Origin of the sequence: uncultured Aquimarina sp., assembly GCF_947495315.1 — a bacterium.
In the GTDB taxonomy this organism is placed as follows: domain Bacteria; phylum Bacteroidota; class Bacteroidia; order Flavobacteriales; family Flavobacteriaceae; genus Aquimarina.
Window position 1 is genome coordinate 366,933 of record NZ_CANLYD010000001.1, and the last position, 14,165, is coordinate 381,097.

At 32.1% G+C, this 14,165-nt stretch carries 11 protein-coding genes; 3 read left to right on the plus strand and 8 right to left on the minus strand.

From position 1 onward, the window contains the following. Positions 1 to 63 precede the first annotated feature (63 nt). A complete protein-coding gene (locus tag Q0910_RS01650) occupies positions 64 to 297 on the plus strand; it encodes a hypothetical protein (RefSeq protein WP_299211696.1) in 234 nt (77 codons plus the stop codon). 8 nt (positions 298 to 305) lie between these two features. Here the strand turns inward: Q0910_RS01650 and Q0910_RS01655 are convergent, their stop codons facing one another. The 3 genes from Q0910_RS01655 to Q0910_RS01665 all read right to left on the minus strand — a co-directional run bounded on the left by Q0910_RS01655 (position 306) and on the right by Q0910_RS01665 (position 3,574). Further along, complete coding sequence (locus Q0910_RS01655; RefSeq protein ID WP_299211699.1) at positions 306 to 659, minus strand: hypothetical protein; 354 nt, start codon at positions 657 to 659, stop codon at positions 306 to 308. Positions 660 to 929: 270 nt separating this feature from the next. Next, positions 930 to 2,072, minus strand: coding sequence for a serine hydrolase (locus Q0910_RS01660; RefSeq protein WP_299211702.1), 1,143 nt, complete (start codon positions 2,070 to 2,072; stop codon positions 930 to 932). A 35-nt stretch (positions 2,073 to 2,107) separates the two neighbouring features. Beyond that, positions 2,108 to 3,574, minus strand: coding sequence for a M28 family peptidase (locus Q0910_RS01665; protein WP_299211705.1), 1,467 nt, complete (start codon positions 3,572 to 3,574; stop codon positions 2,108 to 2,110). Between the two features lie 218 nt (positions 3,575 to 3,792). Between Q0910_RS01665 and Q0910_RS01670 the strand changes: the two genes are divergently transcribed. After that, entirely contained in the window at positions 3,793 to 4,923 is a 1,131-nt protein-coding gene (locus Q0910_RS01670; RefSeq protein WP_299211708.1) for a VWA domain-containing protein, read from the plus strand. A 38-nt stretch (positions 4,924 to 4,961) separates the two neighbouring features. Continuing rightward, a complete protein-coding gene (locus Q0910_RS01675; RefSeq protein ID WP_299211711.1) occupies positions 4,962 to 6,425 on the plus strand; it encodes a magnesium chelatase in 1,464 nt (487 codons plus the stop codon). 179 nt (positions 6,426 to 6,604) lie between these two features. Here Q0910_RS01675 and Q0910_RS01680 read toward each other — a convergent pair whose 3' ends face one another. The 5 genes from Q0910_RS01680 to Q0910_RS01700 all read right to left on the minus strand — a co-directional run bounded on the left by Q0910_RS01680 (position 6,605) and on the right by Q0910_RS01700 (position 14,161). Next, positions 6,605 to 7,426 carry a DUF1853 family protein gene (locus Q0910_RS01680; RefSeq protein ID WP_299211714.1) on the minus strand — a complete coding sequence of 274 codons (822 nt, stop codon included), beginning with the start codon at positions 7,424 to 7,426 and terminating at the stop codon, positions 6,605 to 6,607. A gap of 8 nt (positions 7,427 to 7,434) precedes the next feature. Further along, positions 7,435 to 9,495 carry a transporter substrate-binding domain-containing protein gene (locus Q0910_RS01685; protein WP_299211717.1) on the minus strand — a complete coding sequence of 687 codons (2,061 nt, stop codon included), beginning with the start codon at positions 9,493 to 9,495 and terminating at the stop codon, positions 7,435 to 7,437. 3 nt (positions 9,496 to 9,498) lie between these two features. Next, positions 9,499 to 11,514, minus strand: coding sequence for a transporter substrate-binding domain-containing protein (locus Q0910_RS01690; RefSeq protein ID WP_299211720.1), 2,016 nt, complete (start codon positions 11,512 to 11,514; stop codon positions 9,499 to 9,501). Between the two features lie 201 nt (positions 11,515 to 11,715). After that, positions 11,716 to 12,732: a pirin family protein gene (locus Q0910_RS01695; RefSeq protein ID WP_299211723.1), complete on the minus strand. Its 1,017-nt coding sequence runs from the start codon at positions 12,730 to 12,732 to the stop codon at positions 11,716 to 11,718. Positions 12,733 to 12,781: 49 nt separating this feature from the next. Further along, positions 12,782 to 14,161, minus strand: a complete 1,380-nt coding sequence (locus Q0910_RS01700; RefSeq protein ID WP_299211726.1) for an amidohydrolase family protein — start codon at positions 14,159 to 14,161, stop codon at positions 12,782 to 12,784. Positions 14,162 to 14,165: the final 4 nt, after the last annotated feature.

Below are 14,165 nucleotides of genomic sequence, written 5' to 3' on the forward strand. Positions count from 1 at the left end.
CGAAACTCTTAAAGGGGTGTTAAGGTGAAAAATAGGTACATTTGAAGGATTAAAACTAGTACCATGAAATTTATAGAACTTACCTTAAAGAATCATATAATTGTACATGGTTTCGACGCCAGAAATCAGGAAATTACCGAGGAAGTTACCGTTGCATCCGCATCAAAAAAATTCGTGGCAGTGGATAGAATACTATCGGTTAGTGAAAAATATATTTTAATCAAATATGGGTATGACCGAATTATATATTGGGAGTATTTAGAGGAATATAAAAGCGTAAAGGCAATGTTGCTCTAAGACCAATATTAAGGAATCATTATTTTAGTTTTTTTGCTATTTCGAGCAGAGATTAACTTAAATTCCTTATTCACTTTAATAATAATAATGTTTCCTGTATGTAGATTAATCATTTTCCATCTAAAACCATACGAAGTTTCGAAAATAGCCGATCGAGCCATTTTTCTTAAATCGATTTCATCTATTTGTTCAATTACTTCTGCAGCCAATACATCAAGTCCCCGTTTCTGAACTTCTTCATCAGAAAGTTTACGGTCTATTTGATTTTGAATAATTTCAAATGTTGGCTGTTCGGTAAAAAAGTCCCTTGGGTACAATATCCCGAAAGAGAATAATAAGAAGAATAGTATATATCGTTTCATATTTTGAGGTTTAAATAGAACTATATACTACGCCTTTGACATACTATATAGCTACTAGATTATTAATGCTGTAACCATACTGTTGTTGTTATTTGTACTAAAATTAGACGTTCTTAAACTAAGGGGTAACAAAATTAATTCATAAAAAGTCTATTAAAGATATAATTTTGTTAAAAAAACGTGAATAAATCATAAAAAATGAAATTTTCAGTGGTATTTGCTGATTTTTTTTGAAGAATTGTTAAAGAAATCTACCTTTTTAAGGTAAAATTACTTATTTCGAAGCTTTTCGAAATTATAGATTTTTCTTCCTAATTCTGCTAGAAAAGGAATGCCTATTTCATCATATTCATAGTGATCATCATTAAAAATTCCATTTTCATTTACATGTATTGTAGCGGATAGTACGAACTCTATATCGTTTTTTGTATCCTTAATATATGCACAATCTGTAAGATATCCATATGCATATCCAACCTTATTGTAGATTTCTATATGTTCCGGAATGTCTTCTTTTGTATCTCCAAACATAAAAAACTTCACATATCCATCATAGTATTCCTTTTTATCATATCCTGCTTCACTGGGTAAAGTCTTCATAGCATTAATCACAAATTCATAATCGCTCTCTGAGATATCAAAACCCTTTTCTTTACTATAAATATTGGGGAACTGAATACGCTTCATCATCTCGTGTAAAGATCGCAGCGGAAGATAATTTTTTTCGGAAAAGTCTTTTGGTTCCTTTATTAATGTATCATTATAGATGTACCCTTTACCTTTTAATGTTTTTTGCAACGATAATTTTAGGTGAGGATTATTTTCTATGCTTTCTTGTTGGTATGCAACAGTACTATCTTCTGCATTTTTTTTAAAAAGAATTGATTGTGTCTTCAGGTTTTGAGCGTGTAAGGCCGATAACCGATGCGAAATTCTACCCTTAAGGTCTTTAGACTGTAATTTTTGATTAATATAATCTTGTCCAAGGAATTCGAATAGTCGATTATATGCCTGGTTATCGCTTACCGCAAAAATATTACTAATTTCTTTCTCAATATTTGTATAAAGTGTATCACGCTGTAGAATGAAATTAGTCGTTCTGTCTAAGTTGATTCCTCTTTCCTTTAATTCGTTTAATTTCTCTAGGGCGATTAGGGCGATAGGGAATTTAACAGAACTTGCAGGATAAAAGTAGGTGCTATCAGAAACGTTGAATTCATAATCCGTAAAAATCACTTTTCCATGCTCATCTCGATCAACCTGACTGTACAAAATCTGAACTTCGTGTTTTTCAATATTTTGCATTACCTGTTTTATCTGTTCCTTTTCAGAATCCAGTATTTTTTCCAGAGGATTTTTTTGTGTACAAGAGAATATCAAAAAGCTAATAATAACGGATGAAATAGATTTCATATAGATTAGAAATTATATAGTAAGAAAAGAATAATCTACTTTTTATTATATAATTTTTTACCAGCTTCATAGTATTTATCACCTTCAACCCAAAAAGGAGTTTCGGGATTGTTAGCAATATTTCTGCAAGCCAATACATAGGACTGAAAGAATTTTAACAGATAATCATAATCTAATGTATCTGGATTATCAGTCACCTGGTGGTAGTATTTGGTTATTTCTTCATCAAAAGCTGTAAAACCCATACTGAATGTTGGTGCGGGAATTCCTTTGGCCGCAAAATGTACATTGTCAGATCGATCAAATAAACCTTGTTCAGGAGCTGGATCATCAATAGCTTTTAGTCCAAAAGGAGTTGCCGCTTTTTTAATATCTTCTGCTGCGGTTGTTCGTTCCAGGCCTACTATTGTCGCGATACTCGTATCATTATAACCTCCATTATCACTATTGAAACAATATACCATTTGATCTAACGGGATCATAGGATGATTTACATACCATTTACTACCTAATAATCCTTTTTCTTCTCCCGTGAATAGGATAAATAATGCTGATCTTTTAGTAGGATATTTAGCAATGTTTTGTGCTGCAGATAACACGGTTACAGTTCCCACAGCATTATCTCTTGCACCGTTATAAATAGAGTCATTATCAATAGCTTTTCCGATACCCACATGATCGTAATGAGCGGAATAAATGACAAACTCGTTTTTTAGTTTAGGATCCGTGCCTTCCACCATTCCGACTACATTTTGTGACATTATAGTACCCTTTTTAATACCTTGAACTTCTACAGTAGCGTTAATTTCATTTTTATCTTCAAAGAATTTGCTGATTTCTTCTTTCTGATCATTGATCCATAAATAAGTGAAGTTGTTAGGTTCCTCTTCTTCAGAAACACTCATTTTTTCTCCATTAAAACTATGGTCTAGTTGTGACCATGTTCTATCATCTATGCTATTAACTTCTATAATTCCTATTGCACCTTTTTCTTTGGCTAGTGCTATCTTCTCTTGGACTTTAGAAAATGCAAATCTAAGATTGCTATTGTCTTTTGTACCGGAATAAGTAACTACTATTTTTCCTTTCACATCTAAAGTATTGTAATCTTCAGCTAAACCATAATTGACAAATACTAATGATCCCGAAAAGGAAGTATTTACTTTTTTTAGTGTTACTATTTTAGAAGTAGTAAAATCTCCTATGTTTAATGATGCGTTCGCGAATGGAGAAGTAGTATTCAGCGTAACTTTCTGAAAATAACTGTTATTTTCAGTTACAGGTTTAGCACCGTATCCACGTAACATATTAGCCAGGTATTGAGCAGCTATTTTATTTTCGGGAGTACCAGTTTGCCTTCCTTTTAACTCATCTGATGCTAAAAAATAAATATGACCCTCAATTTCACTTTTAGAAACTGTGGATGTTACTTTTTCGATATCGTTTTGTGCAAAATTAATGAATGGTAAAGCTACTAATACTGATAAAAAAATATTTTTCATAAGCCAATTAAGATGTTTAGTTATTAGATGTCTGTAATTTCTATGGTGTGGATTAAAAAATATACTTGACTTCTCAAAGATAAGAATTGTAGAGAGTTTATGGGATGAGAGCAGAAAGAGTTGTTATCTTAGGCTAATTCTCCAAAACATTTGTTAATTCTATGTGATTACCTTCCAGTTCGGTCGGTATCTTTTGCAAAATGTGTTAAATTTATATAATGAAAGAGAAAAAGGGAATTTTTAAAAAAGGATTTGCTTTTAAGCATTATGAAGCCCCAGAACAATCTCCATTTGATAAACTTTTTGATATTTTTCAGGAGATTATCACTCATACTTCAGGAGACCTGGATGAAGCTTTGGATTGGTTAAAAGAGCTGGATAAAGAATACGAACTTACTAGTGAAGACTACACGCTAGACGATTTTATTGAAGATCTTAAGAAAAAAGGATACATACGAGAGGAAATCAGACCGGATGGAAAAGGAGGTATGTCTATTACGTCCAAAACTGAACGAGCAATCCGACAAAGAGCATTGGATCAAATTTTTGGCAACCTAAAACGTAGTGGATCTGGAAATCATAGAACCAAATATACTGGAAGAGGCGATGAGCATGCTGGAGAATATAGAAACTATCAGTACGGAGATGCCTTAGAACGAATATCTATAACAGAAAGTTTAAAGAATGCTCAAATCAATCATGGAATTGGAGAATTGAATCTTACGGAAGATGATCTTGTAGTAGAGGAAACACAGTTCAAAGCCCAGATGAGTACCGTATTGATGATCGATATTAGTCATAGCATGATTTTATATGGAGAAGATCGTATCACGCCAGCTAAAAAAGTGGCTATGGCGCTTGCAGAACTTATCACAACAAGATATCCTAAAGATACATTAGATATTCTGGTGTTTGGTAACGACGCCTGGCCAATAGCGATCAAAGATTTACCATATCTACAAGTAGGACCATATCATACCAATACAGTCGCAGGATTACAGTTAGCGATGGACATGTTGAGAAGAAAGCGTAATACTAATAAACAAATTTTTATGATTACGGATGGTAAACCAAGCTGTTTGAGAATGCCAGATGGTCAATATTATAAAAACAGTAATGGATTAGATCGTCAAATTGTAAATAAATGTTATATGATGGCGCAGCAAGCCAGGAAATTACATATACCGATTACAACTTTTATGATTGCACAAGATCCATATCTAATGCAGTTTGTAAGAGAATTTACATATGCCAATCAGGGTAAAGCTTTTTATACCGGCTTAAAAGGATTGGGTGAGATGATTTTCGAAGATTACGAAACCAATAGAAAAAAAAGAATTAAAGGATAAAAGATAGTATAAATCTAGAATTTTGCTTAAAAGAAAATATGAATACAAATACAATAACGACATTTGGACAATTAAAGGAATCAGGATATAAAAGTAAAAGTATAAAAGATGAACTTAGAGATAATTTAAGAACTAAGATTAGTAATAAAGAAGGTACTTTTACAGGAATCCATGGATATGAAAACACTGTAATTCCAGAGTTGGAACGAGCAATTTTATCACGACATAATATTAATTTATTGGGATTAAGAGGCCAGGCAAAAACTCGTTTAGCTAGGCAGATGATCAATTTACTGGATGAGTGGATTCCTATTGTAGCAGGGTCAGAGATTAATGACGATCCCTTTAGTCCAATATCCAGGTATGCTGTTAATTTACTCAAAGAAAAGGGAGATGAAACGCCAATAAGCTGGATACATAGAAATGATCGTTTTGCAGAAAAGTTAGCTACACCTGATGTTACTGTGGCTGATATTATTGGCGATGTAGATCCAATTAAAGCAGCGAATCTAAAACTAAGTTATGCAGATGACAGAGTAATTCATTTTGGGATGATTCCAAGAGCCAATCGCTGTATTTTTGTGATTAACGAATTACCTGATTTACAGGCACGTATCCAGGTAGCATTGTTCAATATCTTGCAAGAAGGTGATATTCAGATAAGAGGATTTAAGCTTCGTTTACCGTTAGATATGCAGTTTGTATTTACTGCTAATCCAGAAGATTATACGAATAGAGGTAGTATTGTTACACCACTAAAAGATAGAATTGGTTCTCAGATTCTTACACATTACCCGGAAACTATCGAAATTGCCAAAACCATTACACAGCAAGAGGCACAATTAGATTCTAGGCAAAGCAATTTGGTTCACGTACCAGATTTGGCTAAAGATTTATTAGAACAAATTAGTTTTCAGGCTAGAGAAAGTGAGTTTGTCGATTCTAAAAGTGGAGTGAGTGCCAGAATGAGTATTACTGCATATGAGAATTTATTAAGTACTGCAGAATATAGAGCATTAAAATCCGGAGACGAACAAACGTTACTAAGATTGAGTGATTTTATGGGTGTTGTTCCTGCAATTACTGGTAAAGTAGAGCTTGTGTATGAGGGAGAACAAGAAGGTGCAGCATCTGTAGCACATAATTTGATTTCGGATTCCATTAAAACATTGTTTCCTGAATATTTTCCTAAAATCGAGAGATTAGAAAAAGAAAGTGAAAGAAGCCCTTATCAAGAATTGATTGATTGGTTTTTCGAACAAAGTGGTTTTGAGCTTTTAGATGAAATTCCTGAAGCGGAATACATAAAAAAGCTAGATGAAATTAAACCGCTAAATGATCTTATTAAAAACTATCAGGAAGATATAGATCAAAAAGATAGTTATTTTATGAAGGAGTTCTTATTATGGGGATTGGTAGAGCATAAAAAACTAAGTAAGTATAGATTATCTGAAGGATTCAGATTTAAGGATTTATATGGTAGTTATATTAGTGATTTATAACGAATATAGTTTATGGTTGATTGTTTATGGTTGTTGGTTTTTTTAACCTTGGCTATAGCTATGCTGAAAAAAACAACTTCATTATAGCACAAAAATCAAACTTTTCGGTTGGAAACCTTTATTCAAGACGAGTTCAATGGTATAACCAAATAATTATATTCTTTCTATCAACTTAAAAATCACCACCAAACAATAAAACATTTAGAAAAAGAATCTTCACTACTTTTTATCCAAAGTAATGGAGATTTTTTTTTGGTGAGTTGCGTATTCAGCTGATCTGAAATGGATGCAAATGTATACCAAATTTCATTGTGTATGGGATCTGTTATCCAGTCTTTTTTCTGAGGAATATAATAGAGATAAGATCCGTATTTTTCTTCTGTAAATTCTTCTTCGTGAATCCAATATCCTACAATGCAATCATTATTAAGATGATAAATTTTCTTATTTTGATACGATAATGGAACGAATAAATTTCCAAAAAAGCAGACTTTTTGTATAATATCGTTAGGTTTGATATCTAATTCTTGTAATGTAGCTGAGGTTTCAGGGCGATAGAGTAGTGGTAACTGTTTTTCTTTTAACTTGGTTACTTTTTCTAATAAACTGTCATTACGATTAGGACCAATCCATCTTTCTAGAGCTACCTCACTTTTTTTAGGATCATAGAGATAAAACTTATAAATCAATTCTATGTGTAGTATCTGTTTTTGCTGTAGGTCTTCTACCAAAAAATCTAGTTCGCCGATGGTTATTTTATCCTTAAATATCTGAAGATTTTTTAGAATGATCTTATAGTTTTTACTGCTGTTAATGAAGTATTCAAAAAAATGCTCAACCCTTTTTCCTAAGACTTCATTTTCATGAATTTGAATAGGTAGCTGATTAGGTATAAAATCATCGGAAATTTGTAAGTCAAATTGTGATAGCTCAAAAAGAGCTATGTTTTTCCATAATAACTTGCTGTCTAAAAAACCAGCATATTGTTGTTTAATAGACATTACAGTTATTATTCATTTCTAAAAATAGAAATATATTTATCTAAGATAGGTTTTAATATTTTTCGATCCACCGGTTTAGCAACAAAATCGTCACATCCAGCTGCCAAAGCTCTTTCTATATCTTCTTCTGTAGAATACGCTGTTTGTGCTACTACAGGCAGATTTGGACGCATTTTTTTGATGCGTTTTGTGGCATCATACCCATCCATAACCGGCATTTTGATATCCATTAGAACCAAATCGATTTTGTCGTTATCTTCGCATATTTCAACAGCTTCTTTACCATTCTTAGCACGATAAATAACAAACTCAAAATCGTTCATTTTGGTTAACACGGTTTTTAAAAATAAGAAGTTTATTTCTCCATCTTCTGCTATGAGCACCACATGTTTTTCCGGTATGATATTTCCTTCTTTATTCGTAGGCAGTTCTGCGTTATTTTGCATTTGGGTATAAGGAATTTTTAATAAGAAGGCACTACCTTCATTTTCTTTACTTACAAAAGAAATTTTTCCTCCGATTAAATCTGTGTATTGTTTAGCAATTGCCAGACCTAAACCAAGGCCTCCAAAATTTTTAGAAATCTCTTTTTCTGATTGAGAGAAACTCTTAAAAATAATATCTTGATCCTTTTGTTTAATTCCGATTCCTGTATCCTTAATAGATATTTCAATGGAATCTTCCACAAGATAAGAAAAGATTGTTATTGAGCCAGTATTAGTGAATTTTATACCATTATCGATTAGATTATTGAGTATTTTGTAGAGCTTTGATTTATCAGTAATGATTATATTTTTTTCTTCTGGAATTTCATTCTCTAAATGTATGATAAGATTTTTCTCTTTTGCTTTATAAGCGTATTCAGATATTAATTTCAACAGAAGTTCTTTTAAATTGGTTTCTGTAAATCGTAGTTTGCTTTGTTTGGTTTCTAGTAAAGAAATTTCTAAGATGTCATCTACCGAAGTAATCAGGTCTTTACCACTATCAATAATAATCTCGGTGTATTCCTTTCTTTCTTCAGGTGTTAAGGAATCTGATTTAAGTAATTCCGAAAAGCCCATAATTCCGTTCATCGGAGTTCTGATTTCGTGAGATATATTCTGAATAAAATTGGTTTTTATCCTGTTGCTTTCTTCTGCATTATCCTTTGCAATTTGAAGCTCTTTAGTTTTTTGTTTGATGATAAATTTTAGATAGAAGTGTATAAAAATAATACTCGCCAAAGCAGTGAAAAAAATAATAGATGAAATAATCCAGAATTTAGGCTTTTTATAAAAAGGTTTCACTGTACTGAATAGCCAATTATCCAGAATCGTTTGCTTTTCTTTACTAGAGATATTTTGAGTTGCTTTGGCAATGATATTGTTAAGCGTTTTATTTTCTTTATGAACAGCGATGCTTGGAATGTAACTATAATTTATCTCTGTTATAACTTTTAAATCATCAAGCCCTTCTGATTTTATTAGATAATTTACCAGTGCTTTTCCACCGATATATGCATCAGATTCTCCTGATTGAACTTTACGTAAACTAGTTATGTCATCAGCGTAATTTTTTATGTTCAAATTAGGATAGTTTTCTTTAAGATAGTCATCTATAGAATACCCTGTAGGTACTGCAATTCGTTTGTTTTGAAAATCTTTAAGTTTTAATGCGCTATCAACTTCTTTTCTAGCAACTAAAACAAATGGGGTTTCAAAAGATTTGGTATAGAAATTTAGATATTTTTGTTTTTCTACAGTTTCCTGCATCTCAAGTACAATATCGATTTTTTTGTTTTTAAGGTCTTCTAGCAATTTGGTCCAACTTGTGTAATATTTTTTTTGAAAAGTATAATTAATTTTTTTTTCAATAAGATTGAAATGATCTACTAAGATACCGTCGATACTGTCTTTTTTATTTATAAATTGATAGGGTGGGTAATATGGATATACGGCAACATTAATGTTACCTTGCTGGTTTAACCAGTCTTTTTCGGTTTTATTAAGAATATCATCGTTAGAACAGGATGATATTCCAATAATCAGGCATATGAAAATAAAAATGAGTGTTATCTTGTTTTGCATATACTATTTTGAATTGATAGTCTTATTTCTATTTTTAAAAACAGGGAAATATTTATTCAGCATTGGTTTAAGTATTTTTCTATCCACAGGTTTGGAAACAAAATCATCACAACCAGCATCCAATGCTTTTTGTACATCTTCTTCAATAGAATACGCTGTTTGAGCTATCACCGGTAAATCGGGCCTCATTTTTTTGATATAAGAAGTGGCATCATATCCATTCATAATTGGCATTTTAATATCCATAAGAACCAGGTCAATATTATCATTTTCCTGACAAATTGTTACTGCTTCCTGACCATTTTTCGCTCTGTAGATAGTAAAGTCATACTCGTTCATCTTTGTGAGAATTGTTTTTAGAAATAAGAAGTTGGTTTCTCCATCCTCAGCAATTAATATGATATGCTTCTCTGTTTTTAAAAGGTTTTTGTCTTGGCTAACAATCTTATCTGCTTTGTTTTTAGTGACAGGATTGTATGGTAGCTTTAACGTAAATGTGGTGCCCTTGTCTTTCTCACTAAGTAGTGTTATTTGTCCACCAATAAAATCAGCATTTTTTTTAGCAATAGTTAGCCCTAAGCCCATTCCGTCGTATTCTCCGACCGTATTTTCTAAGTTAGATGCCAAACTTTCCTGTATTTTATCTTTGTTTTTTTCGCTAATACCGATCCCAGTATCTTTTATAGCAATATGTAAAAAATCATCTTTTATAGTATACGAAATAGTTATAGAACCATTACTTGTATATTTTACTGCATTATCAACAATAACATTTAAAATCTTATTTAGTTTAGGACGATCCATGAATATTAAATTCTCAGAATTTGTCAAATTGTTCTCAATGTAAAGTTTGATATTTTTTTCTTCTGCTTTAACTTTATAATTTGATACTAATGTTTGGAAGACATCCCGAAGATTGATTTCTACTAATCGTAGTGTAAACCTTCTTGTTTGTAATTGAGAAATTTCCAAAATGTTATCGATAATAGACAATAGCTCTTTACTATTCCCAATAATCATTTGAGTATATTTTTGTCTTTCTTTCGGGCTTAAATCTTCTTCATTTAAAAACTCAGAAAGTCCGATGATTCCGTTCATTGGAGTTCGTATTTCTTGAGGGATGTTATTAATGAAATTTGTTTTTAATCGATTGCTTTCTTCTGCAATATCTTTGGCAATGATTAGTTCCTCTGTTTTCTGTTTGATCTTAAATTTCAGATAAGAATTGAAAACGATAATTGCAATAAAGGATAATAGGGTGATTAAAGATACCAATATCCAGAATTTGGGAGTGCTATAAAAAGGAGTTACATTGCTATAGTACCAGCTATTTAGAATAGATTCTTTTTCTTCTTTTGTAATACTTGAAAGTGTTTTAGAAATAATACCATCAAGAACAGTATTACTTCTATTGATAGCTAATCCAGGTTGATAATTTAAATCAATACTAGGACTTATTTTTAGGTTATCAAGTCTTTTCAATCTAATATAATAATTAACCAAAGCTTTAGGGCCTATATACGCATCATATTCTCCTGAATTTAAATTTGTTAAACAGGTCAGTTCATCTTTATTGGTCACAATATTAAGATGGGGATAGGTACGTTTTAAGTTTTCGGTTATAGCATAATCTTCAGGAAGTACAATAGTTTTGTTATTTAGGCTTTCAATATCCTTGCCGAAAATAGCTTCGTTTCGGGTAACAATTACATGAGGGGATTTAAAAAGAGGAGGGTAAAATTTTAAATAAGATTTTCGCTCTTCAGATTTTTGTATTTCCAGAATACATTGAGCTTTATTATTCTTTACATCATGAAGTAATTTTGACCAATCGTCATAACGTTTTGTTTGAAATTTATAACCGGTTTTTTTTTCAATGAGTTTTAAATAATCTATGAAAATACCATCAACTTTATTTCGCTCATTAACAAATTGATATGGCGGGTAATAAGGATATATTGCGACTGTAATACTATCATTTTTTTGCAGGAACTTTTTTTCTAAATCACTTAAAACCAATGTTTTTGAACAAGAACATACTACTGAGAGTAGGAGGAAGAGTGGGAATAAACATAGTAGTTTTTTTATCATATAAGTTCATCATTTATAACTTAACTTTTTTATTCCCTTAAATAAAGATAGTGTTTTAATAGTGTTTTTAAAAGAGAAAGTAATCAAAATCTACAAGTAAAATAGGCTATAGTATGCTATACTACATCATTAGGTACTTTTAATAATTTCTTTGCCATCTGGATATAAAGCAAAACGTCCTTTGGGTTTTTCATGAATGTGATCATAACTAGGCCAAGGCCATCCACCGAATTCTGTTTTCTGATATTCTTGAATAGCTTCTCGGATTTCGGATTGACTATTCATAACAAATGGTCCTTGTTTTACCACTGGTTCTTTGATAGGTTTTCCTTGTAGTAGTAAGAAATGAGATTCAGTATCGCCGTTTTTAATAGTTAAACTTTTATGGGCATGTGTAATGATTTGGTGATTTACGGGAATGGTATATTCTTCACTTTCGATTTCATTTCCTTTAAAAAAGTAAACGGAACGATTAATTCCTTCAGAAGCATTTGGAAATGTATATTCCGCATTTGGAGCCATTTTTATTGTCCAGATATTAATTTCATTTTCTGGATTGGCTGCCCAGGAATCGGGAGCCGGATCTACAGCGGTTTTTCCTTCTAAATTTCCAGCAATTATGATTATTTCTATAGTATTTCCTTTTTTATCTTTTACAGTCACTTTTGGTATCTCCTCATTCCAGAGCATTTTAAAATATGGAGCTACCATTTTTTTATCTCTAGGAAGGTTAAGCCAAATCTGAAATAATAAAAAGGGATTTTCTTCTTGTTCATTCAAAAGTGGAAACATTTCTGAATGTTGTACACCTTTTCCGGCTGTCATCCACTGAACATCACCGTTGCCAAAACGACCCGCAGCTCCCAATGAATCGGAATGATCTACCAAACCTTTCTGAACAATAGTTACGGTTTCAAAACCGCGGTGAGGATGTGCTGGAAATCCGGGGACAGTAGTTCCGTGATACATTCTCCAACCATCTTTTGGAGTAAAATCCTGACCAATATTTCTTCCTGTTAACGAGGCGTTAGGACCTAATTTTTCATTTCCTTTAGGATACAGATCTTCGTGATATGCACAAAATAAGAAAGGATCACTAGTTTCCCAGATAAAATCTAGCGGTTTAATTTTAATTATGGCATTCATAACTTAATATTTTGAGTCTTTGTATTTGTAAAGGAGCTTTTTTATAAAGTTAATTATTTGCAGCGTTTTTAGCGATTTCTTCCAGTTTTTTGTCAATCTTTTCTTTTGGAAGCCATTTTCCTTTGACCATAACTCCCGATATCTGTTGAAGTGATTTGATATTTTCTAAAGGGTTACTATCTAATACCACAAGGTCTGCATCCAGCCCTTCTTTAACTTGTCCAAAGGTTTTTTCCTGATGAAAGAATATTGCAGGATTACTGGTTCCGGATTGTAGAATCTGTAACGGAGTCAATCCAGCTGTTATCATACCACTTATCTCATGATGTATTGAAAAACCAGGGACATTGAACAATTGAGGAGCATCAGAACCTAATAATATTCTATGGCCATTATCTTGTAAAGTTTTGATTAACTTTCTTCTGATGCTATTAAATTGCTGCCACTGAACTTCGTTAAAATTAGGATTGTCAATTGTATATTGAGCTTTGCGTTGTTTCCAATTGGCCAAAGTAGTAGTTGGCATATATTTCATTTCCGGGTCATTTAATAATTCTTCAGAAGATATTGGCGCAAACCATCTCTCAAATAAACTTTGAGTAGGGACAATCCATACTTTATTATGATTAGCTAATTGCACTAATTCATCAATTTTAGATTCGTCAGCCAAAGGAGTAAAGTTGTACCCAAAAAAGCCATTGTCTGAAGGATTTACATTTGCTGAAGCAGGAACTAACCCTTCCAGGAAACCATCAACATGATCAATAGATGCATATTTACTTTTGAGAGCTTGACGTATTCCAACATCCACGGGTACGTGTCCAGAAAAAGTAATACCAACTTCATTAGCTGTTTTTAATACTTGATTAAAAACATCCAATTTAATTCCTGGATGAATTTTGAGAAAATCATACCCTTCTTTCTGATAGTTCGTTACCTTAGTAATAGCTTCTTCTTTAGTTTTAATAGAATTTCCGTTTAGAGAAGGACTAGATGTAAAGATTCTGGGACTCAGGATTTCTCCTTTTGCAGCTTTATCTCGTAAAACTAAATGAGAAGGATGACCTAGCATACCTCTGATTGTTGTGATTCCATTAGAAAGATATAAGAATAAAACCTCTTCAATGCGTTCTTTACTGGTAGAGGATTGCGGAATATGTGCGTGCATTTCTGCTAATCCCGGAATTATATATTTCCCTTTACCATCAATTATTTTTGAGTAGTTTCCGGGGTTTGCTATAACTCCAATAATACTTTTTATTTTTCCGGAATCTATGACGATTTGTTGTTTTTCTATGACAGAACCATTAATGACATCGATTATATTGATATCTGTAATCAGGATTGCTGATTTGCTATTTTGTCCTGGTGTTGTTTGTGTACAAGCTAATAAGGATATCGCAAAGAGCAGAAAAAGATATTTTTTCATTTTA

Coding starts and splice junctions, on each gene's coding strand:
- Q0910_RS01650 (WP_299211696.1), top strand. CDS start 64: ATGAAATTTATAGAACTTACCTTAAAGAATCATATAATTGTACATGGT.
- Q0910_RS01655 (WP_299211699.1), bottom strand. CDS start 659: ATGAAACGATATATACTATTCTTCTTATTATTCTCTTTCGGGATATTG.
- Q0910_RS01660 (WP_299211702.1), bottom strand. CDS start 2,072: ATGAAATCTATTTCATCCGTTATTATTAGCTTTTTGATATTCTCTTGT.
- Q0910_RS01665 (WP_299211705.1), bottom strand. CDS start 3,574: ATGAAAAATATTTTTTTATCAGTATTAGTAGCTTTACCATTCATTAAT.
- Q0910_RS01670 (WP_299211708.1), top strand. CDS start 3,793: ATGAAAGAGAAAAAGGGAATTTTTAAAAAAGGATTTGCTTTTAAGCAT.
- Q0910_RS01675 (WP_299211711.1), top strand. CDS start 4,962: ATGAATACAAATACAATAACGACATTTGGACAATTAAAGGAATCAGGA.
- Q0910_RS01680 (WP_299211714.1), bottom strand. CDS start 7,426: ATGTCTATTAAACAACAATATGCTGGTTTTTTAGACAGCAAGTTATTA.
- Q0910_RS01685 (WP_299211717.1), bottom strand. CDS start 9,495: ATGCAAAACAAGATAACACTCATTTTTATTTTCATATGCCTGATTATT.
- Q0910_RS01695 (WP_299211723.1), bottom strand. CDS start 12,732: ATGAATGCCATAATTAAAATTAAACCGCTAGATTTTATCTGGGAAACT.
- Q0910_RS01700 (WP_299211726.1), bottom strand. CDS start 14,161: ATGAAAAAATATCTTTTTCTGCTCTTTGCGATATCCTTATTAGCTTGT.